At 47.5% G+C, this 24,682-nt stretch carries 21 protein-coding genes and 2 pseudogenes; 16 read left to right on the forward strand and 7 right to left on the reverse strand.

Annotated elements, in window-relative coordinates; translation table 11 throughout:
* Window positions 1–126: 126 nt before the first annotated feature.
* Entirely contained in the window at window positions 127–708 is a 582-nt protein-coding gene (locus AC3D28_RS12045; protein WP_488534878.1) for a DUF4124 domain-containing protein, read from the reverse strand.
* Window positions 709–900: 192 nt separating this feature from the next.
* Window positions 901–2,310, reverse strand: a complete 1,410-nt coding sequence (gene glnA / locus AC3D28_RS12050) for a glutamate--ammonia ligase (RefSeq protein WP_098416833.1) — start codon at window positions 2,308–2,310, stop codon at window positions 901–903.
* A 529-nt stretch (window positions 2,311–2,839) separates the two neighbouring features.
* On the opposite strand from glnA, the gene typA reads away from it, so the two are divergent.
* Window positions 2,840–4,669, forward strand: coding sequence for a translational GTPase TypA (gene typA / locus AC3D28_RS12055; RefSeq protein WP_098416832.1), 1,830 nt, complete (start codon window positions 2,840–2,842; stop codon window positions 4,667–4,669).
* 80 nt (window positions 4,670–4,749) lie between these two features.
* On the forward strand, window positions 4,750–5,337 hold the full coding sequence (locus AC3D28_RS12060) for an AAA family ATPase (protein ID WP_488534879.1): 588 nt from the start codon (window positions 4,750–4,752) through the stop codon (window positions 5,335–5,337).
* Here the strand turns inward: AC3D28_RS12060 and AC3D28_RS12065 are convergent.
* Entirely contained in the window at window positions 5,324–5,965 is a 642-nt protein-coding gene (locus tag AC3D28_RS12065; protein ID WP_488534880.1) for a DUF2959 domain-containing protein, read from the reverse strand. The genes AC3D28_RS12060 and AC3D28_RS12065 overlap by 14 nt on opposite strands.
* A 34-nt stretch (window positions 5,966–5,999) precedes the next feature.
* Here AC3D28_RS12065 and AC3D28_RS12070 point away from each other — a divergent pair, with 34 nt between their 5' ends.
* The 3 genes from AC3D28_RS12070 to AC3D28_RS12080 all read left to right on the forward strand — a co-directional run bounded on the left by AC3D28_RS12070 (window position 6,000) and on the right by AC3D28_RS12080 (window position 8,376).
* Window positions 6,000–6,944: a virulence factor BrkB family protein gene (locus AC3D28_RS12070; RefSeq protein WP_098416829.1), complete on the forward strand. Its 945-nt coding sequence runs from the start codon at window positions 6,000–6,002 to the stop codon at window positions 6,942–6,944.
* Window positions 6,916–7,350, forward strand: a complete 435-nt coding sequence (dtd, locus tag AC3D28_RS12075) for a D-aminoacyl-tRNA deacylase (protein WP_488534881.1) — start codon at window positions 6,916–6,918, stop codon at window positions 7,348–7,350. The genes AC3D28_RS12070 and dtd overlap by 29 nt, the downstream gene beginning before the upstream one ends.
* Window positions 7,351–7,458: 108 nt before the next feature.
* Entirely contained in the window at window positions 7,459–8,376 is a 918-nt protein-coding gene (locus AC3D28_RS12080; RefSeq protein WP_098416827.1) for a bifunctional GNAT family N-acetyltransferase/hotdog fold thioesterase, read from the forward strand.
* Here the strand turns inward: AC3D28_RS12080 and AC3D28_RS12085 are convergent.
* The 4 genes and pseudogenes from AC3D28_RS12085 to hslR form a co-directional block, all read right to left on the reverse strand.
* Window positions 8,356–10,458 carry an AsmA family protein gene (locus tag AC3D28_RS12085; protein WP_488534882.1) on the reverse strand — a complete coding sequence of 701 codons (2,103 nt, stop codon included), beginning with the start codon at window positions 10,456–10,458 and terminating at the stop codon, window positions 8,356–8,358. The two genes, AC3D28_RS12080 and AC3D28_RS12085, sit on opposite strands and share 21 nt — an antisense overlap.
* Window positions 10,459–10,632: 174 nt before the next feature.
* A pseudogene (pckA, locus tag AC3D28_RS12090) lies at window positions 10,633–12,262 on the reverse strand (phosphoenolpyruvate carboxykinase (ATP)).
* 336 nt (window positions 12,263–12,598) lie between these two features.
* Entirely contained in the window at window positions 12,599–13,474 is an 876-nt protein-coding gene (hslO, locus tag AC3D28_RS12095; protein WP_098416824.1) for an Hsp33 family molecular chaperone HslO, read from the reverse strand.
* Window positions 13,475–13,505: 31 nt separating this feature from the next.
* The gene (hslR, locus tag AC3D28_RS12100; RefSeq protein ID WP_098416823.1) at window positions 13,506–13,892 is read right to left on the reverse strand and encodes a ribosome-associated heat shock protein Hsp15; all 387 of its coding nucleotides are present in this window, start codon (window positions 13,890–13,892) and stop codon (window positions 13,506–13,508) included.
* 242 nt (window positions 13,893–14,134) lie between these two features.
* On the opposite strand from hslR, the gene gspC reads away from it, so the two are divergent.
* The 11 genes and pseudogenes from gspC (at window position 14,135) to AC3D28_RS12155 (ending at window position 24,681) form a co-directional block, all read left to right on the forward strand.
* On the forward strand, window positions 14,135–15,058 hold the full coding sequence (gene gspC / locus AC3D28_RS12105) for a type II secretion system protein GspC (protein WP_488534883.1): 924 nt from the start codon (window positions 14,135–14,137) through the stop codon (window positions 15,056–15,058).
* Between the two features lie 36 nt (window positions 15,059–15,094).
* On the forward strand, window positions 15,095–17,125 hold the full coding sequence (gene gspD, locus AC3D28_RS12110) for a type II secretion system secretin GspD (RefSeq protein ID WP_488534884.1): 2,031 nt from the start codon (window positions 15,095–15,097) through the stop codon (window positions 17,123–17,125).
* Window positions 17,118–18,620, forward strand: coding sequence for a type II secretion system ATPase GspE (gene gspE, locus AC3D28_RS12115; protein ID WP_488534885.1), 1,503 nt, complete (start codon window positions 17,118–17,120; stop codon window positions 18,618–18,620). The genes gspD and gspE overlap by 8 nt, the downstream gene beginning before the upstream one ends.
* Entirely contained in the window at window positions 18,620–19,837 is a 1,218-nt protein-coding gene (gene gspF / locus AC3D28_RS12120; RefSeq protein WP_488534886.1) for a type II secretion system inner membrane protein GspF, read from the forward strand. Before gspE ends, gspF begins: the two co-directional genes overlap by 1 nt.
* A 64-nt stretch (window positions 19,838–19,901) precedes the next feature.
* Window positions 19,902–20,345, forward strand: coding sequence for a type II secretion system major pseudopilin GspG (gspG, locus tag AC3D28_RS12125; RefSeq protein ID WP_098416818.1), 444 nt, complete (start codon window positions 19,902–19,904; stop codon window positions 20,343–20,345).
* A 30-nt stretch (window positions 20,346–20,375) separates the two neighbouring features.
* On the forward strand, window positions 20,376–20,975 hold the full coding sequence (gene gspH / locus AC3D28_RS12130) for a type II secretion system minor pseudopilin GspH (RefSeq protein WP_488534887.1): 600 nt from the start codon (window positions 20,376–20,378) through the stop codon (window positions 20,973–20,975).
* Window positions 20,962–21,352 (forward strand): annotated as a pseudogene (gene gspI / locus AC3D28_RS12135) (type II secretion system minor pseudopilin GspI). Before gspH ends, gspI begins: the two are co-directional and overlap by 14 nt.
* Window positions 21,339–22,007: a type II secretion system minor pseudopilin GspJ gene (gspJ, locus tag AC3D28_RS12140; protein ID WP_488534888.1), complete on the forward strand. Its 669-nt coding sequence runs from the start codon at window positions 21,339–21,341 to the stop codon at window positions 22,005–22,007. Before gspI ends, gspJ begins: the two are co-directional and overlap by 14 nt.
* Complete coding sequence (gspK, locus tag AC3D28_RS12145) at window positions 22,000–23,010, forward strand: type II secretion system minor pseudopilin GspK (protein WP_488534889.1); 1,011 nt, start codon at window positions 22,000–22,002, stop codon at window positions 23,008–23,010. Before gspJ ends, gspK begins: the two co-directional genes overlap by 8 nt.
* The gene (gspL, locus tag AC3D28_RS12150) at window positions 22,979–24,181 is read left to right on the forward strand and encodes a type II secretion system protein GspL (RefSeq protein ID WP_488534890.1); all 1,203 of its coding nucleotides are present in this window, start codon (window positions 22,979–22,981) and stop codon (window positions 24,179–24,181) included. The genes gspK and gspL overlap by 32 nt, the downstream gene beginning before the upstream one ends.
* Before the next feature lie 8 nt (window positions 24,182–24,189).
* Window positions 24,190–24,681 carry a type II secretion system protein M gene (locus AC3D28_RS12155; protein WP_488536088.1) on the forward strand — a complete coding sequence of 164 codons (492 nt, stop codon included), beginning with the start codon at window positions 24,190–24,192 and terminating at the stop codon, window positions 24,679–24,681.
* Window position 24,682 lies beyond the last annotated feature (1 nt).

Here is a 24,682-nt window from a genome sequence, read left to right on the forward strand (position 1 = left end):
GTCCTTGTTTTGCGTTAAGATTGTGCGACGCACAATAATGGTGCAATAGAACGTTAAGTATGGCGAATAAATCTCAGAAGAAAAAGTGAAAAGCATCGCGGTGATGCTACTTTTCCATCAAATAGTCTATTTTGCCCCTTTTACGGTCGGCTTAACACTTGCTCTGTGTAAATGCACCGTTATAGGGCTAGTTGATGCAATAAGCTTGCCGCTTCTCTTTGCGTGCACTGCCAGCGTATGAGTTCCTCGGTCAATATTATTTAACTGCCAAGTCATGCGGCCTTGTGGTGCACCATAAGGTTTGCCGTCGAGTAGCAGCTGCAATTGCTCGCCAATACCAAGTTTGCGGTTGGTTTCAAGTGTAATATTGATGAGTCCACGATTACTGCGGATGGTCTCGTTATGTTGAGGAGTCTGTATTGAGAGTTGCAATGGCTGCAATTGATCCGTTTTGGTTTCCGGCTTTTTCTCGGGTTTTGTCGTAGTGTTCGCTTGTGGGGTGAGCGATTCAGTGCTTTCCACTCTAGGCGCAGGGGCACTGGCTTCTAAATTTGGCAGTGCGATGGCCTTTGAACCTTGGCTAGGGGTGTCACTAAAGTGGATCACCCCACTTTCGTCCACCCAAGTATAAGCGACTTGCGCAGGGACAGCGGAGGCTATCAGTAATCCGCCGAGCGCGCACAGAGATGGTATAAGCTGAACTTTCATAGCTCACCTTCTTTTGATAGATGATTTCACGTTTTGGTTGCTTCGGCTCTTGATAAAAAAAAGAGTCTGAGCGTATTGTAATTATTTATTCATGTTAAACGGGGCAGTGGATCGAACGAATACAAAAAAGGCCCGCCTGCGAGGCGAGCCTAATATTTTGTTGCGGTGTTTACATTTTACACTGTAATGCTCTTATACCGAGTAGTAAAGTTCAAACTCAACTGGGTGAGTTGTCATGTTTACGCGCTCAACATCTTGAGACTTAAGTTCGATGTAAGAATCGATAAAGTCATCAGAAAATACACCACCAGCGGTTAGGAATTCACGGTCAGCATCCAGTTCTGCTAGTGCGTCTTTCAGTGAGTAAGCAACGGTTGGGATTTCTGCTGCTTCTTCAGCTGGTAGATCGTAAAGGTCTTTATCCATAGCTTCGCCTGGATGGATCTTGTTTTTAATACCATCAAGACCAGCCATGAGCATTGATGCGAAGCATAGGTATGGGTTTGCCGCTGGGTCACTGAAGCGAACTTCGATACGACGCGCTTTAGGGCTTGGTACCACAGGGATACGGATAGAAGCAGAGCGGTTACGTGCTGAGTAAGCGAGCATCACTGGCGCTTCGAAGCCGGGTACAAGACGCTTGTACGAGTTAGTTGATGGGTTCGCAAACGCGTTGATTGCGCGAGCGTGCTTGATGATACCGCCAATGTAATACAGCGCCATTTCAGATAGACCGCCGTACTTATCGCCAGCAAACAGGTTAACGCCGTCTTTCGCTAGAGATTGGTGAACATGCATACCCGAGCCGTTATCGCCAACGAGTGGTTTAGGCATGAAGGTTGCTGTTTTTCCGAATGCGTGTGCCACATTGTGCACGACGTATTTGTAAATTTGGATTTCATCCGCTTTCGTTGTTAGCGTGTGAAAACGAGTTGCGATTTCGTTCTGGCCAGCGGTCGCTACTTCGTGGTGGTGCGCTTCAACAACTAAGCCCATTTCTTCCATCACCAGACACATTGCAGAGCGGATATCTTGAGAGGAATCGACAGGCGCGACTGGGAAGTAACCGCCTTTTACGCCAGGGCGGTGACCTTTGTTACCACCTTCGATGTCAGTACCAGTGTTCCAAGCAGCTTCCACGTCGTCAATCTTGAAGAAAGAACCTGACATATCTGTTGAGAATTTAACATCGTCGAATAGGAAGAACTCTGGCTCTGGGCCGATAAGTACAGTGTCTGCAACGCCAGTTGAACGCATAAAGTCTTCTGCGCGCTTAGCGATTGAGCGTGGGTCACGGTCGTAACCTTGCATCGTAGCTGGCTCTAGGATGTCACAACGGATATTTAATGTTGCGTCTTCTGTGAATGGGTCAAGAACGGCTGATGAGGCATCTGGCATCATTACCATGTCTGACTCGTTGATACCTTTCCAGCCAGCCACTGATGAACCATCGAACATTTTACCTTCTTCGAAGAAATCTGCGTCGATTTGGTGAGCAGGGATCGAAATGTGCTGCTCTTTACCTTTTGTATCAGTGAAGCGTAGGTCAACAAACTTTACTTCGTTTTCTTGGATCAGTGATAAAACGTTTTCTACTGACATCTTGGATAACCTCCAGTGTTATAAGCGGTAAAAGCTCGATTTATGAACTACTCATGAAACCAGCATTGATTAATCAATTTTAGATTTTTCATTAATCGATACTGGTTTTACTAAAGCCAGAACCGTGCCAAAAAAAATATTCCATTAATTTCAATAAATTGCGATTTTTGGGGCTAGTTTGGTGCAGGCCGCTGCACCAAAATGATCTTAGTTTGCACTATTGTGGTGCTTTAAAGCTCGTTGCACCACAATGTGACAGCCTCATTGTTCATTCAGCCTAGCTTTTAAGCAAGAGTCAATTTTAATTATGCATCGATAAGAATAAAGTTGCGCTTAATCAATTCGTTCTGCGGAATAAAGTGGGCATTAAGCGTAAAAATCGAAAAAATGCTCGGGAGTAGATCACATATTTCTAGGATTTTTGCTAGAATCTGGTACATTATGGCCGTTTTTTTAATCAGAAAATGTCACCAGAGAACACCCGTTCTCAGCATGGGGGCATTTCATATATCGAAGTGAATCACTATCCATGGCTACTCCACAGATTGATAAATTAAGAAATATCGCGATTATCGCGCACGTTGACCACGGTAAGACTACGTTGGTTGACAAGCTGCTACAACAATCAGGCACGCTTGAGTCTCGCGGTGAAGCTGAAGAGCGAGTCATGGACTCGAACGACATCGAAAAAGAGCGCGGTATTACCATTCTTGCTAAAAACACAGCAATCGACTGGAACGATTACCGTATCAACATCGTAGATACTCCGGGACACGCGGACTTCGGCGGTGAAGTTGAACGTATCATGTCGATGGTAGACTCAGTTCTGCTTATCGTTGACGCAGTGGACGGCCCAATGCCGCAAACTCGTTTCGTGACTCAAAAAGCGTTCGCGCATGGCCTAAAGCCAATCCTTGTGATCAATAAGATTGATCGTCCTGGTGCACGTCCTGACTGGGTGATGGACCAAGTGTTCGACTTGTTCGATAACCTAGGTGCAACTGACGAACAGCTAGACTTTAAAGTGGTTTACGCTTCAGCACTTAACGGTTGGGCTTCTCTAGAAGAAGGCGAAACGGGCGAAAACATGGAACCGTTATTCAAAACTATCGTTGATGAAGTCGCGGCTCCTGAAGTTGACCTAGACGGTCCACTACAGATGCAAGTTTCTCAGCTGGACTACAGCTCTTACGTGGGTGTTATCGGTGTGGCTCGTGTGACTCGTGGTAGCGTGAAGCCAAACCAACAAGTGACGATTATTAGCGCAAACGGTAAAACGCGTAATGGCAAAGTTGGTACTGTAATGGGCTACCTTGGCCTAGACCGTCACGAAGTTGACCAAGCGAATGCGGGTGATATCATCGCAATCACGGGTCTTGGCGAGCTGAAAATTTCTGACACGATTTGTGCACAAAACGCAGTAGAAGCGCTACCGCCTCTGTCGGTTGATGAACCAACGGTAACGATGACGTTCCAAGTCAACACATCACCATTTGCGGGTAAAGAAGGTAAGTTCGTTACTTCGCGTAATATCCTTGAGCGTCTAGAGAAAGAATTGGTACACAACGTGGCTCTACGCGTTGAGCAAACCGATGATCCAGACAAATTCCGCGTGTCAGGCCGTGGTGAGCTTCACCTATCTATCCTGATCGAAAACATGCGCCGTGAAGGCTTTGAGCTTGCTGTGTCTCGCCCAGAAGTTATCATCAAAGAAGAAGATGGTAAGCTAATGGAACCGTTTGAAACGGTAACGATCGATGTGATGGAAGAGCACCAAGGCGGCATCATGGAGAATATCGGCCTACGTAAAGGTGAGCTGAAAAACATGTCTCCAGACGGTAAAGGCCGTGTACGTATGGACTTCATTATGCCATCTCGTGGTCTGATCGGCTTCCAAACGGAATTCATGACGTTAACTTCTGGTTCTGGCCTGCTATACCATACGTTTGATCACTATGGCCCACACAAAGGCGGTAACATCGGTCAACGTGTTAACGGTGTGTTGATTGCGAACGCAGCAGGTAAAGCACTAACGAACGCGTTGTTTAACCTTCAAGAGCGTGGTCGTTTATTCATCGGTCATGGTGTGGAAGTTTACGAAGGCATGGTTATCGGTATTCACAGCCGCGACAATGACTTAACAGTAAACGCCCTAAAAGGTAAGCAGTTAACCAACGTTCGTGCATCGGGTACTGATGATGCTCAGGTTCTTACTCCGCCTATCATTATGACGCTAGAACAAGCGCTAGAGTTTATCGATGACGACGAGCTAGTAGAAGTAACACCTGAAAGCATTCGTATCCGTAAGAAGTTCCTAACGGAAAGCGATCGTAAGCGTGCTTCTCGTGGCGCGAAATAATTTTCGTTAAGCGATTCAATTAAGAAGAAGCCCTGAGTTATGCTCAGGGTTTTTTGTATCTAGAGAATGAAAATATCAGCATGAAGCCAATTGTGATTACTGGGGGCCCAGGTGCGGGGAAAACCACCCTACTGCATGCATTAGAGCGGCAAGGGTATGCGACGTTTGCAGAGAGCTCTCGTACGCTGATTGAACAGCAAAGCCAGTTAGAAAATGGTATTTTGCCGTGGACGAATTTGCCTGAGTTTGCCAAATTATGCCTTGGGTTGATGGGCAAGCAAAAGAGTGATGCGCGTTGTCATGATGTTGCGTTTGTTGATCGCGCCATCCCTGACATCATTGCATACCTACAAGTGGGCGGCTGTAAGGTTGACCAAGCTTTCTTAACCGAAAGTGCTGGGTACCATAGTCAGGTGTTTACTTGTCGACCTGAAGCATCTATTTATGTGCAAGATGAAGTGCGTCCGCACAGCTTTGAAGAGGCATTGAAGATTCATCAATCCTTAGTGGATGCCTATGCTGAGCTGGGTTACGAAGTGGTGGAAGTGCCTTGGGGAAGGGTCGAAGAGCGCGTGGACTTTGTTCGAAGAGTAATAGGCTTAGTCGCCGAGGCAGCAGACGAAAACCTCCTCGCGAGGAGGAGGTCTGAATCATTTACTTTTGATTAAGCTTTTGCAGGAATTTATCTGATTCAGCAATCGCTTCGTTCATTTGTTTGATCGCGAATTGAATGTCTTTCTCTAAACTAGAGAACTCACCTTGCAACGAACCAATCGCACTCGCGTTGAGGTTGTGTTTTAGATACAGCGTATTATCGCGCAGTGTGTTTAATACCGGTGCCATCCTTTTCTCGGCACGTTTCATCGCGCTGAGCATGGTTTGGTAAGACGCTTTGGTTTCACGCAGTTTTTGTTCGCTAGAGCGACGCAGCTTGGTATTGGTATACAAGTCGAGTTCGTCTTGCCATTCATCAAATAAAGCATCAGAGACGTCTTCAATGGCAGCGATGCGGTCACGCACCTCTTGCGCGGCTTTTGCGCTGTCTTCGTACTGGTCATTAATCTTGTTATAAATGCTTTCCAGTTCGCCACCATCAAAGTTGGTTAGGGCTGACAACGCCTCAAGTGCGCTGGAGAACTCTTCTTGCGCATCTTGTTGGGATTCTTTGGCATCTTCGACACGGTCAACCATAATATCTCGTTTATGGTACCCGACTTGTTCCATCGCGGAGTAATAAGCAGATTGACACCCTGTCAATGTGAAAATTGATAGTACAATTGCTAATAAATAAGGCATTCTTATGTCCTCGACGCTAATTATGGGATGAACTATGAACCAGTTATTAGAGAGTTACAAGGCAAGGGTAAGCCATTTACTGCCAAGTTGCGTCGCGTTTTTTAAGTATCTTCTTAAGCGATTAACGCACGATCGCGTGAATGTCAACGCGGGCTATCTTGCTTATATCACTTTGTTGTCCATTGTGCCGATGTTGACGGTACTGTTATCCATATTGTCGAAATTCCCTGTTTTTTCGAATGTCGGCGAAGTGCTGCAAGGCTATGTTATTGAAAATTTTGTGCCTGCATCAGGAGAAGTGGTGGATACGGCGTTGCAAGAGTTCGTGGCGAATACCGGAAAAATGAGTGCAGTAGGGGGCGGGTTCCTATTTATTGCTGCGCTGATGTTGATTTCAAACATTGATAAGAGCTTAAATTATATTTGGCGAGTGAAAGACAAGCGTCGCTTGGTGTTTTCTTTTTCCATGTATTGGATGGTGCTGACGCTAGGCCCCATTATGGTCGGCGCGAGTATTGCCGCGACCTCGTACGCCACATCACTGGAAGTCTTAGATCATGAAGTCCTTTCTGGTGCGTTCAATCTATTCTTGCGTTGGTTACCGTTATTGCTGTCTTTTTTTGCGTTTTTAGGCTTATACATCTTAGTACCAAACAAGAAGGTACACCTAGCGCATGGCGCATTGGGTGCCTTGTTGGCCGCGGTATTGTTTGAGTTGAGTAAGAAAGGGTTCGCGCTGTATATTACCCACTTTCCATCATATCAGTTGATTTATGGGGCTTTAGCCGCGATTCCTATTTTATTTGTTTGGGTCTATTTGTGCTGGATGATTGTTCTATTGGCCGCCGAGGTCACCGCAGCGCTTGGTGAACAAGAACACTGGAGTGAGGACTTAGACATGATAGACTCGTCCGCGGAATCTCAGTTAGAAAATGAAGGAAGCGAAAGTAGTGATAGCGCTAATTCAACGAGTCAGTGAGGCCGCCGTTCGAATCGGTGGAGAAGTGGTTGGTGAAATCGATCAAGGTTTACTTGTTTTACTGGGCGTAGAGAAAGGCGATGATGAAGCCAAAGCCAAGCGTTTGATGGAACGCGTTACCACCTACCGTGTGTTTGAAGATGATGCAGGTAAAATGAACCTCAACGTCAAACAAGTGGAAGGCAAAGTGTTGGTCGTGTCTCAGTTTACGTTACCGGCCGATACCAAAAAAGGCACGCGAGCTGGCTTTTCTCGTGGTGCTCACCCAACCGATGCCGAGCATCTGTATGATTATTTTTCTGACCAGTGTGAGCAGGTTCTGCCGACACAGCGTGGCCGGTTTGCTGCTGATATGAAAGTGTCCTTAGTTAATGACGGGCCGGTGACGTTTTGGCTACAAGTCTAATCTGGCGCTGACACGATCATGGTCTAAGCTATACACCCTAAATGATGTTATTTTACTGGGGCTTTTTCCTCAGACTTTTTGTTTGCTTTGCACGTTCAAAGGATTGATATGTTCAAACTCATTACCCCTAAAACGGATAACCAGCTGAAGAAGTACTATCAATTTCGCTGGCAGATGCTTCGTGAACCATGGCGCATGCCGATAGGTTCAGAACGGGATGAATATGATGGCATGAGCCATCATCGTATGATTGTCGATGGTCGAGGCCGTCCCATTGCAATCGGGCGTTTATACATCACACCGGGTAACGATGGCCAGATTCGCTATATGGCGGTAAAAAGTAATCGCCGTAACAAAGGAATGGGGTCGTTGCTTCTGGTTGCTCTGGAGTCGCTGGCGCGCCAAGAAGGTGCGAAACGTTTGGTATGTAATGCCCGTGAAGATGCGATTGCCTTTTATGAAAAAAATGACTTTGAACGTCGTGGTGAGCTGACCGATGGGCGCGGGCCAGTGTGTCACCAACAGATGGTGAAGCCACTTGACCCGATGGCGAATGTTTTACGTCGCCCTGAGTGGTGTACCGAGCTGCAGCAGCGCTGGGAGCAACAGATCCCAATCAGTGACAAGATGGGGATCAAAATTAATCAGTACACGGGTTACCAATTTGAGTGTTGTGCGCAGCTCAACCCTAACCTCAACCCTCACAACACCATGTTTGCAGGTTCTGCCTTTACTCTAGCCACACTGACAGGGTGGGGGATGACATGGCTTTTGCTTAAAGAGCGCGGGTTGCACGGGGATATTGTATTGGCGGATAGTTCGATTCGTTATCGTCAGCCCGTAGAGCAAAATCCAGTGGCGAGCACATCACTGGATGGCATCAGTGGCGACTTAGACCGCTTAGCATCAGGAAGAAAAGCACGCATCGTCATTCACGTGGTGATTTATAGCGGTGAGACTCCCGCAGTGGATTTTGTTGGTACCTACATGCTGCTACCCAACGATTCAAAGTTCCTCAGTTGTTAGGTGAGTAGGCTCAAGCTTTCCCTCCGTCGCGCTTTCATTTTCAGTAGGAAGCACTTGCTCTGCTGAGATGGTTGGTGCGACTGGCTCTTGCTCTTCTTCAACCACCTCTTCGCTGAGTTGTTCTTCATGCAGCTCTAGATTGATATCATCAATCAATGTCGTGGGTTCCATCGGCGCCTCGGATCTCTGCCGCGATTTGTCAGTCTTTACTGATGATGGGGGCTCTACACAGTCATTACGACTTGCTTCACCGCTTAGAAGGTCGCCTTGGACCACACCACATACCCCGTCCAATTGGTAGACAATGCCACTAAGCGGGGTGTTGGTCATGTCAAATTCGCCCAATACCTTACCAGTCATGGCTTTTCCTGACATGGTGATTGGTTGAATCGCCACCTTCCCACGCTGAGCCTCTAAACGCAATGGGCTAAAGGTCACGGCTTTGAGATCATGGTCGGCTTGTAATTTTAAGGTCGTATCACGCATATTCGCGGCCACCTCACCAGACAAACTGTAAGCCAGCATATTGCGATCACCGGCGAGTCCTTGCAGGTCGAGGCTTAGGTCAGTGAATCCTTCGAGTGCAAATGTTGTAGGTAAGTAACGGTTGAGCAGCTTCAGTGGAATGCCGTCAGCATTTACATTTAATGCCCATGGCTGACTGGTGGTGTTTAAGTCGATGTGTCCAAACCCTTCGATGTAGCCTTGCTCTAGTGGCGCAAATAGACGAGTCAATTGCCAGAAGCCATTGTCGCTTTGCATAGAAAGCGCCGCATGAGATGAGAGAGTCTGCTCATAACTGGCATTAACCACACTGGCATCGAGATGCCCATTCCAAAGAACCCAGCGTTTGTTCGACCTTGCTATTTCAAGCTGTTCACCGTCGATGCTGAAACCAGAGAGTTGCCAATAAGGCGTTTCGGAGAGTTGAATGATTTGGCTGCGTTGAATATCGAGTCGTTTAATCGCCACATGATCTAACTTGCTTGTGGCGGTGCGCCACCAGTCGTGGCGGTCTTCTGGCTGTATGGTCCACTTCAAACCGCGGACGGAAGCCTCGTCGATTTGCCATTGGGTAGGACTAAATTTCCCGGAGGTTTGCACTCGGCCTTGTTGCCAATCGAAACTTAGGTCATTCAGTAGGAGTTGACCTGGCTTGAGCATGGCGCTTAAACGTAGTTCCACAGCCGTTTGCTGCTGGAATTGAACACTATCGGCTTGCAAAGAAATCTGTGCGGTGGTGTTCCAGAGTGAGAGAGGCAGTGTGGCGTCCTCAACCGACAGTTCGAGATTTTGCCAATGCCAGTCTCCCCACGCAATATCGGCATTCAGAACATCGAGACTATTGATGTGACTGACTTGGAAAGGTAATGTTTGCCAGGGTTTCACTAGAAGGGAATCGCGCTGCGCGTTACTCATCTGCAGTTTATTGATGGTGACGTTCACTAAAGACCACCCTTGTGCGTACTGCTCACCTTGGCCGGACACTTGGCTATTGCGCCAGCTAAATGAAGCGCCGTAAAGCGTGCTGTTTGCCGGCTTGTAGTCCATGTCGACCAAAACTTGATTAAAGGCTTCGCCACTCCAATATATTTGTTCGGCCGCGAGTTGAACCTCTCCATACGGTATAGAGTCGCCATTCCATCGTGGCGATTGAATTTGGAGGTTAATACCATTGGCAGAAAACTGTTCGTCAGCGTAATCAAGATTCTTGAGGGCGACCTGATGAAACTGAATATGCTCTAGGCTGGGTAAAGCGGGTAGTCCTTGTTGTAAGCTGAGTCCGTCAATGAGCAAGCTGTCGACGATCCACTGACCATCACGATAAACATCGGGATTCATCCAGAGATCAATTTGTTCGATATAAGGCGAATCGGCAGTTGCGGTACTCACACCTTGTAAAGTCAGGTGGTATGGAAAGTCATAATGAATGCTGTCGGCGTTAAAGGGCAGATTAAGCTGGTGCGAAAGCCGTTGCCAAGTGGCGTTAGCGTAGGACGTGGTGAGCAGCGCAATCACAGCGGCCGGAATCGCAACCACTAACACAAGTAACAAAATTAGAACTCGACGCGCTGTTTTCATCCCTAGTAGAACCTATTGTGGGTGCATGGAAACTGAGATATCAGTTTCTCAAATGATTTAGATAAGTGTTAGCTTGTATCAATCTTGTGCGGTATTCAATAAAAAGCCCCTCAAAAGAGGGGCTTGAAGAAGTTTTTTGTAACTAAGTCACGGTCAACTTAGATTGGCTTGGGATTAATCAATCTGTGGCCCAGCGGCAACCAGAGATTTGCCTTCCGCATTGTCTGTGTACTTATCAAAGTTATTGATGAAGCGCTCAGCCAGATCTTTCGCCTTGCTTTCCCATTGTAGTGGGTCTACGTAAGTTTCGCGAGGGTCGAGAATACTTGGATCTACGCCAGGCAGTGACGTCGGCACTTCAAGGTTGAAGATAGGGATATGTTTAGTCCCTGCTTCTTCAATAGAACCATCTAGGATAGCATCAATGATGCCACGCGTATCTTGGATAGAGATGCGCTTACCTGTGCCGTTCCAACCTGTGTTCACGAGGTAGGCTTCTGCGCCCGCCGCTTCCATACGTTTCACCAATACTTCTGCGTATTTTGTCGGATGAAGCGTTAAGAACGCCGCGCCGAAACAAGCAGAGAATGTTGGTGTTGGCTCAGTAATACCACGCTCTGTACCTGCAAGCTTCGCAGTAAAGCCAGAGAGGAAATGGTACTTAGTTTGTTCAGGCGTCAATTTAGACACAGGAGGCAGTACGCCAAACGCATCTGCAGAGAGGAAGATCACTTTATTCGCGTGACCGCCTTTTGATACCGGTTTCACGATGTTGTCAATGTGGTAGATCGGGTAAGAAACACGGGTGTTTTCTGTCTTCGAACCGTCATCAAAATCGATAGAGCCGTCGCCACGAACGGTGACGTTTTCGAGTAGCGCATCACGTCGGATGGCGTTGTAGATATCGGGCTCTGCTTCTTTCGATAGTTTGATGGTTTTCGCGTAGCAACCGCCTTCAAAGTTGAAGACGCCATCGTCATCCCAGCCGTGCTCATCATCACCAATCAGCGCACGTTTAGGGTCGGTAGAAAGCGTTGTTTTACCGGTACCAGACAGACCGAAGAATACTGCCACATCACCCTCTTTGCCCATGTTTGCACTGCCAGTGCATCGATGCGATGTCTTTGAGAGGAAGGAAGTAGTTCATCATCGCGAACATACCTTTCTTCATCTCACCACCGTACCAAGTACCACCGATAAGCTGCATGCGCTCAGTGAGGTTAAAGACGGTGAAGTTTTCCGAGTTAAGACCTTGCTCTTCCCATTTTGGGTTAGTGCATTTTGCGCCATTCATGACCACGAAGTCGGGCTCAAACGTTGCCAACTCTTCTTCGGTTGGGCGAATAAACATGTTTTTAACGAAGTGCGCTTGCCAAGCGACTTCCGTGATAACACGAATGCTCAAGCGTGTATCAGGGTTTGCACCACAGTAACCGTCAACGACAAACAAACGCTTGTTAGACAGTTGGTTTGTCACCAATTCCTTCAACTCATTCCATACTGCTTGAGAGATTGGTTTGTTATCATTTTTTACTTGATCAGACGTCCACCACATATGCTCTTCAGTGGTAGCGTCTTTGACGATGTATTTATCTTTTGGTGAGCGACCAGTAAAGATGCCAGTGTCAACGGCAACCGCACCTAGTTCAGTAACCACACCGCGCTCATAACCGGTTAAGTCTTCACGCGTTTCTTCCTCAAACAACATTTCATAGCTTGGGTTGCGTACAACCTCTTTGACGTCATGCAGTCCGTGTTTGGTTAGATCAAGTGTTGCAGCCTTAGTATGTTCCATAACGGTCATAGGTGCTCCTTATAAGGATTTTGTAGGGATTTTGTAAAGATGTTTTTATTTTAATCTGCTCACCATGCTAGCAACGGGGCGGAGAGAAAACAGGGAGACAGTTCAAAAAATATCCATGATTTCAGTGAGTTTTTAGGTGACCCGTCACATATTGGTGGGGAATAGTTTATCGTGCGCGCAATCCTTTGCGCTAGGGCGGGAGCGTTATTAATTATTTAAAATTAAGTGGTTGTTTTATTACGTCTAAAGCCAAGTGTTACGGGGGGTGGATCACAAAAAGACCAGCATTGAGCTGGCCTTTTTTGGGTGAATTACGTTCTTGATAAGTCGTAAGAATTAATGCAGGGTTTTATTGTCTGTAGAAGCTTGCGCATAGAGTTCGGTCACTTCTGATTGATCAAACGTATATGTTGTACCGCAGTAATCACAATGTAATGAAACCGAACCAACTTCAGCCAAAATGTCATAAATTTCAGATTTTTCAACTGTGATAATAGCGGCACCACTACGATCACGAGAACAGCCACAATGGAATTCGACTGGTTGTGGTTCGTAAAGACGCACTGTGTCTTGGTTATATAGACGGTACAGTAGTTCGTTAGCTTCTAGGCCAAATAGCTCTTCGTCTTTGACGGTGTCCGTCAGTTGCTCTAGATGTTCGAAATCATCCGGTGAACCAGTGCCATCTGGAATCACCTGAAGTAGCATGCCGGCAGCGTGTGGCGTGCCTTCGTGCTCGCCCGTGCGGATCCATAGGCGCGTTTTGAGCTGCTCTGAGTTTGCGAAGTAACCTTCTAGAACGTCAGCTAACGTGTCACCTTCTAGCCCAACCACCCCCTGGTAACGCTCACCATGTTTTGGTTCGATAGTGATCACGAGGTGACCTTTGCCCATGAGCTCGTGAAGGTTGGCGTTATCGGCAATATCGCCTTCCCAACGAGCGACACCACGAACACGTTGCTTGTGGTCACCATTGATAACGGCAAGAGACACAGGACCATCGCCTTGCAGCTGAATGGTGATAGAGCCTTCGAACTTAAGAGTGGCAGTTAAAAGAGTGGTTGAAACGAGTAGCTCACCCAGCAGTTTTTCTATTGCTGCCGGATATTCCTTGCTGGAGATAACACGTTGGTACGCTTCATCCAATTGTACCAACTCGCCACGTACGGAAAGGTCTTCGAATAGGTAGCGGTTTAAAACATTATTTGCCATGGAGTGCTTTCCTCGTTGGTAATTCCGGCTTTTATTGATTTTTGAACTTAATGATGTCTCGGCGCTGCTTCTTATCTGGGCGGCGATCTGGACTTGGGTTGTGGGCATTAAGCTTACGTTGTGTCGCGTGTTCCTCACGTTTCGCGATACTTTCAGTAGTTTCACGATACAAGGTTTGTGCGACAGGGGCGCCTTTACGTTGATCAGAGACTTTTTCGATGATCACAGTTCTTTCTTCGTTGCCTTGACGAAGTCTTACTTCAGCGCCCACTTCAACGATTTTACTTGGTTTGCTTCGTTGGCCATTATAGTGGACTTTGCCGCCATCGACCATGTTACGAGCGATAGAGCGGGTTTTATAGAATCTTGCGGCCCACAGCCATTTATCTAGCCTCACGGCTTCATTTAAGGAACTCATAGAACACAACGCTATCTAATCACTGCCTGAATGTGGCAATGAGTGAGTGATTATTCACCTACAGATGGAGTCAAGGTGGATTTTTTTCAAGGTAGTTGGCAAAAACGGCATAAGAAAAAGGTACAAAATCCAAGTTGTGATATAGTTCACTGCTCTTTGTTGAGTAATAATTTTATTGCAAATTTAGCAAGTTAAAGTCGATAGTTATTGTTATAGCTGAATAGAATAAAGGAATCCACGCAGTGAAACGTTTAGAGCTAAGTGCAGGATTATCAAGCAGACCGCTACTGGCTCAGTTAAAGTCCAATAATCATACGATTCAAGCAAAGCTCAGTTTGTTGCTAACCTGCCTTTTCATTGCGATCATTGGCTGGATACTGGGCAAGATCGTGTGGTTAGCCATACCGCAAGCGTCGGATGTGCCGCAATGGCAACCATCAGTGAGCAACGTTGTCGCCAGTAATAAAAACAGCGCGATTGATTTCAACGCCCTTCAAAATGCCAACCTATTCGGAAAGTACACTGAGCAAAAGCCTGTCGCAATAGAGCAACCCGTGGTGAAAGATGCCCCTAAGACGCGTCTCAACTTAACCCTCGTTGGCGCTGTGGCGAGTAGTGACCCCAATACGAGTTTGGCCGTGGTTGCCAACCGCGGGAAGCAAGCAACCTACGGACTTGGAGAAGAAATTGAAGGGACGCGTGCAACGTTAAAAGCGGTGTTGGTGGATCGCGTTATCATTGACAACCAAGGGCGAGATGAGACCTTAATGATGCAGGGGCTCGAGTATAAGAAGCTATCCGAATCGTCACGGTCTGCGCGCAGCCAAGCTCAACAAGTCGAGTCTAGCGCTGGCATCGGGGACGAATTAGCGCAAATCCGAGAGGAAATAGCGAAAGATCCACAAAGTGTTTTCAAATACATCGCTATTTCACCAGTAAAAAGAGACGGAGGCATTGTCGGTTATCGAGTGTCACCGGGCCGTGATGCGGCGCTGTTTAATGATGTGGGCTTAAAACCCGGTGATATCGCAGTACAGCTAAACGGAATCGATTTAAGTGATCCATCTTCTTCAGTCCAACTGATGCAAGTCATGCGCGATCCGCAAGAATTAAATTTAACTGTTGAGCGCAATGGTCAACAGTACGAGATCTATATCCAATTGTAATACTTAGGCAACCGGCGTAAGTTCAGGGAGACATACGTGAAACATTGGTTCAGCAAAAGCGCTTGGCTACTGGCAGGAAGTTTACTCTGCACTCCAAGTGCAATAGCAAACGAATTCAGTGCCAGCTTCAAAGGTACTGATATTCAAGAGTTCATCAATATCGTTGGTCGTAACTTAGAAAAGACCATCATCGTTGATCCATCCGTGCGTGGGAAAATCGACGTCCGTAGTTATGACGTGCTAAACGAAGAGCAATATTACAGCTTCTTCCTTAACGTACTCGAAGTATACGGCTACGCCGTCGTAGAAATGGACAACGGGGTACTTAAGGTTATCAAAGCGAAAGACTCCAAAACGTCGGCTATTCCAGTGTTAGGTGACGGCAGTGCGCAAGGCGACAGTGTGATCACGCGAGTCGTTGCGGTGCGCAACGTGTCGGTCCGTGAGTTGTCTCCTTTACTGCGCCAGTTAATTAATAATGCAGGTGCGGGCAACGTTGTGCACTACGACCCAGCCAACATCATCTTGATCACTGGACGCGCTGCGGTAGTGAACCGTTTGGCCGAAATCATCAAACGTGTGGACCAAGCTGGCGACAAAGAAATTGAGCTAGTGGAATTGCGTAATGCTTCTGCAGCAGAAATGGTGCGAATTGTGGTCGCGTTGAATAAGAGTGCGAACCAGAAGAGTACCCCAGAATTCCTTGAACCTAAGATTGTTGCTGATGAGCGTACCAATGCGATTTTGATTTCGGGTGAGCCGAAAGTACGTGCCCGTCTTAAACGCTTGATTCGTCAGCTTGACGTTGAAATGGCGACCAAAGGCAACAACCGCGTGGTATACCTTAAAAACGCCAAAGCAGAAGATTTGGTGGACGTCCTAAAAGGCGTTTCCGACAACCTACAAGCGGAAAAGCAAGTCGGCCAACAATCATCAGGTGCACAGCGAGGTGAAGTGGTGATTGCCGCTCACGCGCCCACCAACGCGCTGGTGTTAACTGCACCGCCAGACATTATGAATGCACTCCAAGACGTCATTGCTCAGTTGGATATTCGTCGTGCGCAGGTTCTTATCGAAGCGTTGATCGTTGAAATGTCGGAAGGTGATGGCATCAACTTAGGGGTGCAATGGGGCTCGTTGGAAACCGGAGCGGTGATTCAATACGGGAATAACGGGGCGCCCATCGGTCAGGTGATTGTTGGCTTGGAAGAGTCTAAGGATACTGTAGAGAAAAAGCCGATCCGAGATTCGGATACAGGTGCTATCAAGTACTACGAAGAAACCACGACGAAAGGCGATTACTCTACTTTGGCCTCGGCTCTAAGCGGCGTCAATGGCGCGGCGATGAGCATCGTAATGGGTGACTGGACGGCTTTGGTGAGTGCGGTGGCGACCGATTCCAACTCAAACATTTTATCTTCTCCAAGTATCACCGTCATGGATAATGGCGAAGCATCATTTATTGTTGGTGAAGAAGTGCCTGTCATTACTGGCTCTACAGCCGGCTCTAACAATGACAACCCCTTCCAAACGGTCGATCGTAAAGAAGTGGGCATCAAACTTAAAGTGGTACCACAAATCAACGAAGGAGATTCGGTTCAATTAGATATTGAACAAGAAGTCTCTAACGTGTTGGGCGCAAATGGAGCGGTCGATGTACGTTTTGCTAAACGACAACTGAATACATCGGTGATGGTCCAAGATGGGCAAATGCTGGTGCTTGGTGGTTTGGTGGATGAACGAGCATTAGAAAGTGAATCGAAAGTGCCACTGCTGGGGGATATTCCTGTGCTAGGTCACTTATTTAAATCAACCAGCACGGAGACGCAAAAGCGTAACTTGATGGTATTTATTAAGCCGACCATCATTCGTGATGGTGTGACCGCTGACGGTATTACACAACGTAAGTACAATTTTATTCGCGCCGAGCAGTTGTATCGAGCGGAGCAAGGTCTGAAATTAATGGGTGATGAGAAAATTCCAGTCATGCCAGCATTCGGCCAAGAACGTCAGCACCCAGCAGAAATTCAAGCGTTTATTGATCAGATGGAAAAAACTAATGGTTGATATGTTAGACACTGCGCCCAGTATGCGTCGTCTGCCATTCAGTTTTGCCAATCGCTTTAAACTGGTGTTGGAGACAGAGCACCCAGAGCGTCCTCCCATTCTTTACTATGTGGAGCCGATAAACCCTGCGGCTTTGGTTGAAGTGCGTCGCGTCCTGAAGCGAAGCTTCGTGCCTCAGCCTATCGATAAAGAAGCATTCGATAAAAAACTGACCGAAGCTTACCAACGTGATTCCTCAGAAGCTCGCCAACTAATGGAAGACATCGGTGCCGATAGCGACGATTTCTTCTCTCTGGCTGAAGAGTTACCGCATGATGAAGATTTGCTCGAGTCGGAAGGTGATGCCCCGATCATCAAGCTGATCAACGCCATGTTAGGTGAAGCAATCAAAGAAGGTGCGTCGGATATCCATATCGAAACCTTCGAGAAAACCTTGTCGATCCGTTTTCGTGTTGATGGTGTGTTGCGCGAGGTGTTAACGCCAAGTCGCAAACTGGCGCCATTACTGGTATCGCGTGTCAAGGTGATGGCGAAACTCGATATTGCCGAAAAGCGCGTACCTCAAGATGGTCGTATTTCTTTGCGAATTGGTGGTCGTGCGGTCGATGTACGTGTGTCTACCATGCCGTCTTCTCATGGAGAGCGAGTGGTCATGCGTTTGTTAGATAAAAACGCCACCCGTCTCGATTTACACAGCTTGGGTATGACAGCCTCTGTGCACAATAACTTCCGTCACCTGATCCAGCGCCCTCACGGCATCATTTTGGTGACCGGTCCGACAGGGTCTGGTAAATCGACCACCTTGTATGCCGGTCTGCAAGAGATCAACAGTAACGAGCGCAACATCTTAACGGTTGAAGACCCCATCGAATTTGATATCGATGGCATTGGCCAGACTCAAGTTAACCCGAAAGTGGAGATGACCTTTGCACGAGGGTTGCGTGCGATCCTACGTCAGGATCCGGATGTTGTGATGGTCGGTGAGATCCGTGACTTGGAAACGGCACAAATTGCGGTTCAAGCGTCTTTGACTGGTCACTTAGTCATGTCGACTCTACACACGAACACCGCGGTGGGGGCAATCACGCGTTTACGTGATATGGGGATTGAGCCATTCCTGATTTCATCTTCGCTGTTAGGCGTGCTAGCTCAGCGTTTGGTCCGTACGCTTTGCGCGGATTGCAAAGAGCCATATGAAGCTGATTCAGAACAAAAGAAATTGTTCGATATGGAAGAGCATGACGCTTTAGTGCTTCACCGTGCGAAAGGCTGTGAGACGTGTAACCAAAAAGGTTATCGAGGACGTACCGGTATTCATGAACTCGTAATGATGAACGACCAGGTTCAAGAACTCATTCATAAAGAGTCGGGCGAGCAAGAAATTGAGAGAGCCGTTCGTGCCCATACGCCAAGTATTCGCAGCGATGGTTTAAGCAAAGTACGCCGAGGAATTACATCACTTGAAGAAGTGATGCGAGTGACGAAGGATACGTAATGGCGGCATTTGAGTACAAAGCGCTGGATGCGAAAGGCAAGCAAAAGAAAGGCACCATCGAAGGGGATAATGCTCGCCAAGTACGTCAACGACTGAAAGAGCAAGACATGCTCCCAGTTGAAGTCGTGGAAACCAAAGCAAAGACGGCGAAGTCTTCTGGTTCGGTCAGTTTTAAGCGTGGTATTTCAACCGCAGAGCTAGCGTTAATTACGCGGCAATTATCGACTTTGGTTCAGTCGGGCATGCCATTGGAAGAGTGTTTGCGTGCCGTTTCTGAGCAGGCGGACAAACCGCGTATTCGCTCAATGTTGGCTGCGGTTCGCTCTAAAGTCACCGAAGGTTATCCACTCGCGGACAGTTTGGGCGATTACCCTCATGTATTCGATGAGTTGTACCGCTCCATGGTGGCCGCGGGTGAGAAGTCTGGTCACCTAGATACCGTATTAGAGCGTTTGGCTGATTACGTAGAAAACCGGCAAAAAATGCGTTCAAAATTGCTCCAAGCGATGATCTACCCAGTGGTATTGGTGGTGTTCGCCGTCGTGATTGTGTCGTTTTTGTTAGCAACTGTCGTCCCCAAAATCATTGAACCTATCATTCAAATGGGGCAAGAGTTGCCGCAGTCAACGCAGTTCTTACTGGCGGCGAGTGAGTTTGTGCAAGATTGGGGGCTTATCATCTTCGTCGTACTGGTGGTGTTTTTTTACGGGCTCAAACTGGCGTTGCAAAAGCCCGACTTTCGCTTAGCTTGGGATAGAAAAATTTTGAGCTTGCCGCTACTGGGCAAGATTTCTCGAGGTTTGAATACGGCGCGCTTTGCACGAACACTCTCGATTTGTACGTCCAGTGCGATTCCTATCCTAGAAGGCATGCGTGTTGCGGTTGATGTGATGTCGAATCGTTATGTGAAACAACAAGTATTGATTGCAGCCGATAACGTGCGAGAAGGGGCGAGCCTACGTAAAGCGCTAGACCAAACGCGACTATTCCCACCCATGATGCTGCATATGATTGCCAGCGGGGAGCAAAGTGGCGAATTAGAAAGCATGCTCACTCGCGCGGCAGACAACCAAGACCAAAATTTTGAATCGACAGTCAATATTGCGTTGGGGATCTTCACACCCGCTCTCATTGCCTTAATGGCAGGCCTCGTGCTGTTTATTGTGATGGCGACCTTGATGCCCATGTTAGAAATGAATAACTTGATGAGCGGATAATATTCGAGTGAAGACGTGTCTATTTTGTGTAGGCATGGCTTGAATCTAACTTTCGGAGAAAAAAATGAAATTTAAGCGTAGTAAGCAACACGGTTTCACATTGTTAGAAGTGATGGTGGTTGTCGTTATCTTAGGTATTTTGGCCAGTTTTGTCGTACCAAACTTATTGGGGAACAAAGAGAAGGCTGACCAACAAAAAGCCATCACCGACATTGTCGCGCTGGAAAACGCACTGGATATGTACAAGCTGGATAACAGTGTGTACCCAACAACAGATCAAGGTCTAGAAGCCTTGGTCAGCAAGCCGTCAAACCCAGAGCCACGTAATTATCGGGATGGCGGTTACATCAAGCGTCTTCCCAATGATCCTTGGAGGTATGAGTACCAGTATCTAAGCCCTGGTGATAACGGGACGATTGATATCTTCACTCTAGGCGCTGATGGCCAAGAGGGCGGGGAAGGGCCAGCTGCGGATATTGGCAACTGGAACATGCAAGATTTTCAATAAATTGAGCTAAAGCCAGCACTAATGGAAAAAATGCCAAAACACAACGGTTTTACATTGATAGAGATTCTATTAGTGCTGGTCTTGCTGTCTCTGACTGCGGTCGCGGTGATCACGACATTACCGACCAGTCAAAAAGACCTCTCAAAACAGCATGCTCAAAGTTTCTTTCAACGCTTACAGTTGCTTAACGAAGAAGCGGTGCTGAGTGGTAAAGACTTTGGTGTGCGCGTTGACGAGGCCAAATCGACGTATGTGTTGTTAAGTTTGAGCGCAGACGGTTGGCAACCACTGGAATTGAACCAGATCCCAAGCAAAACCAAACTCGAAGACGACATCACTTTGCAGCTCGAACTTGGCGGTGGGGCTTGGGATAACGATGATCGCCTATTCAAACCGGGCTCTCTTTTTGACGAGGACATGTTCGTTGAAGAAGATGAAGAAAAGAAAATTAAGCCGCCGCAAGTGTTTATCTTTTCTAGTGCAGAGGTGACGCCGTTTACGTTGTCATTCTTTCCGCAAAACAGTGACGCGTTTAATGATGGCTGGCGAGTCGTGGGTAAGGAGAGCGGACAAATCTTGCTATTGGCGCCAGGTGAAGAAGTAAAAGAGGATGAGAATGCGCCATTTTAAGCAAACTCGCCCACATTTGAGCCGTCGCCGGACGAAGGGCATGACGCTGCTGGAAGTGTTAGTTGCTCTGGCTATTTTTGCGACTGCCAGCGATCAGTGTCATTCGCTCAGTCAGCCAACATATTAATACTATCGGTTACTTAGAAGAAAAAATGTTTGCAGCCATGGTCGTGGATAATCAAATGGCCAATGTGATGTTAAGTACCGGTGAGCTAAAAGCTAAACAGGGGACGGAAGAATTAGCCGGGCGCACTTGGTATTGGAAACTCACGCCTATTGCTACCACGCAGCCATTGCTGAAAGCATTTGATGTCAGCGTCGCGATAGAGAAAAACGCGAGCCCAATCGTGACGGTAAGAAGTTATGTGGCGCAATAAAAACCAGCGCGTGGCTAAGCGCCGAAGGGGGCAAGGCTTTACACTGATTGAAGTGTTAGTCTCGATTGCTATCTTTGCCAGCCTCAGTGTCGCAGCGTATCAAGTGGTGTCGCAAGTGCAGCGCAGTAACGTGTTGTCAAAGGAGCGAACCCAGCGCCTAAATGAACTTCAGCGCGCCATGGTCATGATGGACAACGATTTTCGTCAAATGGCGTTGCGCCAAACGCGAACCAATGGCGAAGACCCTGATAGCCAACTGATTTTTTGGTCAGACTATTTGTTGGACTCGGACACCAAAGGTTTAATGTTTGCTCGTTTAGGATGGCACAACCCACAGCAACAGTTCCCTCGGGGTGAAGTCACTAAAGTGGGCTACCGTCTAAAAGATCAAACATTGCAACGGGTGTGGTGGCGTTACCCAGATACCCCAGTCGGGCAAGAAGGCATTGTGACGCCATTGTTAACCCAAGTCGAATCGTTCGACATGCGTTTCTATGATGGCAAGCAATGGACAACACAGTGGGAAAACGACCAAGCACTACCTAAAGCGGTATCTGTAGAGCTTAAGCTGGAAGATTACGGTGACATTGCCCGTACTTACTTGACTCCTGATGGCACATTCCGCCAAACCGAAGCGGGGGACGGTAATGATTAACCGTCAACGTGGCGTTGCTTTGATTATTGTATTGATGCTGCTAGCAATCATGGCGACAGTCGCCGCCAGCATGTCAGAACGCCTGTTTTTGCAGTTTCAACGGGGGGCGAATCAGATTAATTACCAACAAGCTTATTGGTATAGCTTGGGGGTGGAAGCTCTCGCCAAAGTCGGTATTGAACAAAGCTATCAAGATACCGATACGATTAACATGAGCCAACCGTGGGCAATCAAAGAGCAGGTGTACCCCCTCGATTATGGCCAAGCGGCCGGGCGTATCCGAGACAAACAGGCCTGCTTCAATCTGAATGTATTGAGTCGTGTGCAACCGGCAGGGCAGCAAACCGTACGACCGTATTTAGTGCGTGTATTACAGAGTTTGCTTGAAGAATCCGATGTCGATCCTTATCAGGCCGAGGTTATCGCTGACTCCACTTGGGAATATATTGATTCTGATAACATCGTTCGCTCAACGGTGGGGGTTGAAGACAGTACCTATGAAGCGATGAAGCCCGCCTATTTATCGGCCAACGGTTGGATGGCTGATGCCACTGAGTGGCGCTCGGTATATCAGGTTAGTGGTGAGATTTATCAAAAGGTGGAGCCACTAGTGTGCGCGATCCCGAGTGATGATTGGCGATTAAACGTCAATACGATTGAAGTCGAGCAAGCTTTGATCTTCGTCGCGATGTTTGCGCCAAACCTAAGTCGCAGCGATGCAATTCAGTTGATAGAAAAACGCCCGTTTGATGGGTGGGATAGTATTGACGAGTTTTTAGCGGAGTCAGAAATAGCTGGCGTGAGCGAAGATGTAAAGAAAAACGCCAAAGGCTATTTGGGTGTGGATAGCGCCTTTTTTGAACTGGATGCACAAGTGTTGGTGGATGAATCACGAGTACGAATCCGAAGCCTTTTGCAAAGTACTAATAGAGAAACGGTGACCGTAGTTCGCCGTCGTTTTGGAGGGATCAGTGAGCGAGTTTCTGACCGTTCGGCTGAGTAGCGAACAACAAAGTACCATTCCATGGGTGGTGTGGTCGACAGAGCAGCAGGAAGTGATTGCCAGTGGTGAAATTGCCGGTTGGCAACACTTGGATGAATTGGTTGCCTATGCTGGTCAACGTCAAGTCGTGGCTTTGCTGGCAAGTAATGATGTGGTTCTGACACAAGTGGATATTCCGCCTGGTGCTGCACGTCAATTCGACAGCATGTTGCCCTACCTAATTGAAGATGAGGTGGCGCAAGATGTTGATGGTCTTCATTTTACCGTGTTGGGGAAACAAGCGAATAAAGCGCAAGTGTGCGCCGTCGAGCGTGGCTGGCTGAAAACGGTGCTACAGCGTTTTACCAGTCAAGGTATGGTGATCAAGCGGATCTTGCCAGATGTGTTGGCATTGCCTGTTAATGGGGATCACAGTAGTGCTGCAGTGATGGGTGATCAGTGGCTTATTCGACATTCTCACTCGGAAGGTGCAGTGGTTGACGCTTCATGGTTAGACCTTTATCTCTCTTCTTATGTACAAAATCATGCAGATTGGAAGCTTGACTGTTATAGCTCAGTACCAGAGTCGACGTTGACGGATATTTGGGTTCCTCAGCCAGAAGAGATGACCATGGGGTTACTGGCAAAGGGGTCCGCCGAGAGCAAAATTAATTTGCTGACGGGTGTCTTTAAACCGAAATCTTCTTGGGGAAAATACTGGAAACTATGGCAAAAAGCCGCTATTGCTGCGGGGGCCTTGCTGGTGGTTATGGTCGCTCAGCAGTTGCTTACCGTGCATAAATATGAAGCTCAGGCTCAAGCCTACCGCGCTGAAAGTGAACGTATTTTTCGCCAGATATTTCCGAATAAGCGTCGTATCCCGACCGTGAGTTATCTTAAGCGACAAATGAACGATGAAGAACGTCGTTTATTGGGCAGTGGTGATGAGCGAGCGATGTTGTCATGGCTGGCGGCTTTGCCTGCTACCCTTGGGCAGATTAATGATTTGGAAATCACCAGCTTCAAATATGACGGTCAACGTGGTGAAGTGCGTATTCAAGCTCGCAGTTCAGATTTTCAGCCTTTTGAGCAAGCTCGCGTCAAGTTGGCGGAACAGTTTAATGTTGAACAGGGTCAGCTTAATCGCAGCGATAACGTCGTGATGGGCAGCTTTGTCTTGAAGCGTTTGTGAGGGTGATGATGAAACAGTTAATTTCTCAAGCACAAGCTTGGTGGAGTAGCATCTCACAGCGTGAGCAGCGTCTAGTGATGGGGTGTGGTGCGATCGCCATTATTGGCATGGTTTATTGGGGCGTTTTACAACCGATGAGCCAACGAGCAGAACTCGCACAATCGCGGATTCAAAGTGAGAAGCAACTGCTAACGTGGGTGCAAAACAAGGCGGATGACATTACAGCACTGCGTAAAAGTAGTGGTGTCAGTTACTCAAGTCAACCATTGAACCAATTGGTTGCTTCTTCTGCTCGCCGTTTTAATGTTGAACTTATTCGAGTGCAGCCTCGCAATGAGAGCGTTCAAGTGTGGATCAAGCCTTTGGTGTTTAACCAGCTGGTGGATTGGCTGCGTTATTTAAAAGAACAACAAGGTATCGACGTTGAGTTTTTAGATATCGACCGAACTGATCCAACCGGCATGGTTGATGTAAACCGCCTTCAGTTTAAGCGAGGTTAAG

This window comes from Vibrio sp. TAP-3B, assembly GCF_057784735.1.

Excerpts from the sequence above, each read along its gene's own strand:
- typA (WP_098416832.1), top strand. The coding sequence starts at position 2,840 with ATGGCTACTCCACAGATTGATAAATTAAGAAATATCGCGATTATCGCG.
- AC3D28_RS12065 (WP_488534880.1), bottom strand. The coding sequence starts at position 5,965 with ATGCCTTATTTATTAGCAATTGTACTATCAATTTTCACATTGACAGGG.
- gspJ (WP_488534888.1), top strand. The coding sequence starts at position 21,339 with ATGTGGCGCAATAAAAACCAGCGCGTGGCTAAGCGCCGAAGGGGGCAA.
- AC3D28_RS12045 (WP_488534878.1), bottom strand. The coding sequence starts at position 708 with ATGAAAGTTCAGCTTATACCATCTCTGTGCGCGCTCGGCGGATTACTG.
- AC3D28_RS12085 (WP_488534882.1), bottom strand. The coding sequence starts at position 10,458 with ATGAAAACAGCGCGTCGAGTTCTAATTTTGTTACTTGTGTTAGTGGTT.
- AC3D28_RS12080 (WP_098416827.1), top strand. The coding sequence starts at position 7,459 with ATGTTCAAACTCATTACCCCTAAAACGGATAACCAGCTGAAGAAGTAC.
- AC3D28_RS12060 (WP_488534879.1), top strand. The coding sequence starts at position 4,750 with ATGAAGCCAATTGTGATTACTGGGGGCCCAGGTGCGGGGAAAACCACC.
- gspG (WP_098416818.1), top strand. The coding sequence starts at position 19,902 with ATGAAATTTAAGCGTAGTAAGCAACACGGTTTCACATTGTTAGAAGTG.
- AC3D28_RS12155 (WP_488536088.1), top strand. The coding sequence starts at position 24,190 with ATGAAACAGTTAATTTCTCAAGCACAAGCTTGGTGGAGTAGCATCTCA.
- AC3D28_RS12070 (WP_098416829.1), top strand. The coding sequence starts at position 6,000 with ATGAACCAGTTATTAGAGAGTTACAAGGCAAGGGTAAGCCATTTACTG.
- hslO (WP_098416824.1), bottom strand. The coding sequence starts at position 13,474 with ATGGCAAATAATGTTTTAAACCGCTACCTATTCGAAGACCTTTCCGTA.
- gspE (WP_488534885.1), top strand. The coding sequence starts at position 17,118 with ATGGTTGATATGTTAGACACTGCGCCCAGTATGCGTCGTCTGCCATTC.
- gspF (WP_488534886.1), top strand. The coding sequence starts at position 18,620 with ATGGCGGCATTTGAGTACAAAGCGCTGGATGCGAAAGGCAAGCAAAAG.
- gspH (WP_488534887.1), top strand. The coding sequence starts at position 20,376 with ATGCCAAAACACAACGGTTTTACATTGATAGAGATTCTATTAGTGCTG.
- hslR (WP_098416823.1), bottom strand. The coding sequence starts at position 13,892 with ATGAGTTCCTTAAATGAAGCCGTGAGGCTAGATAAATGGCTGTGGGCC.
- glnA (WP_098416833.1), bottom strand. The coding sequence starts at position 2,310 with ATGTCAGTAGAAAACGTTTTATCACTGATCCAAGAAAACGAAGTAAAG.
- gspK (WP_488534889.1), top strand. The coding sequence starts at position 22,000 with ATGATTAACCGTCAACGTGGCGTTGCTTTGATTATTGTATTGATGCTG.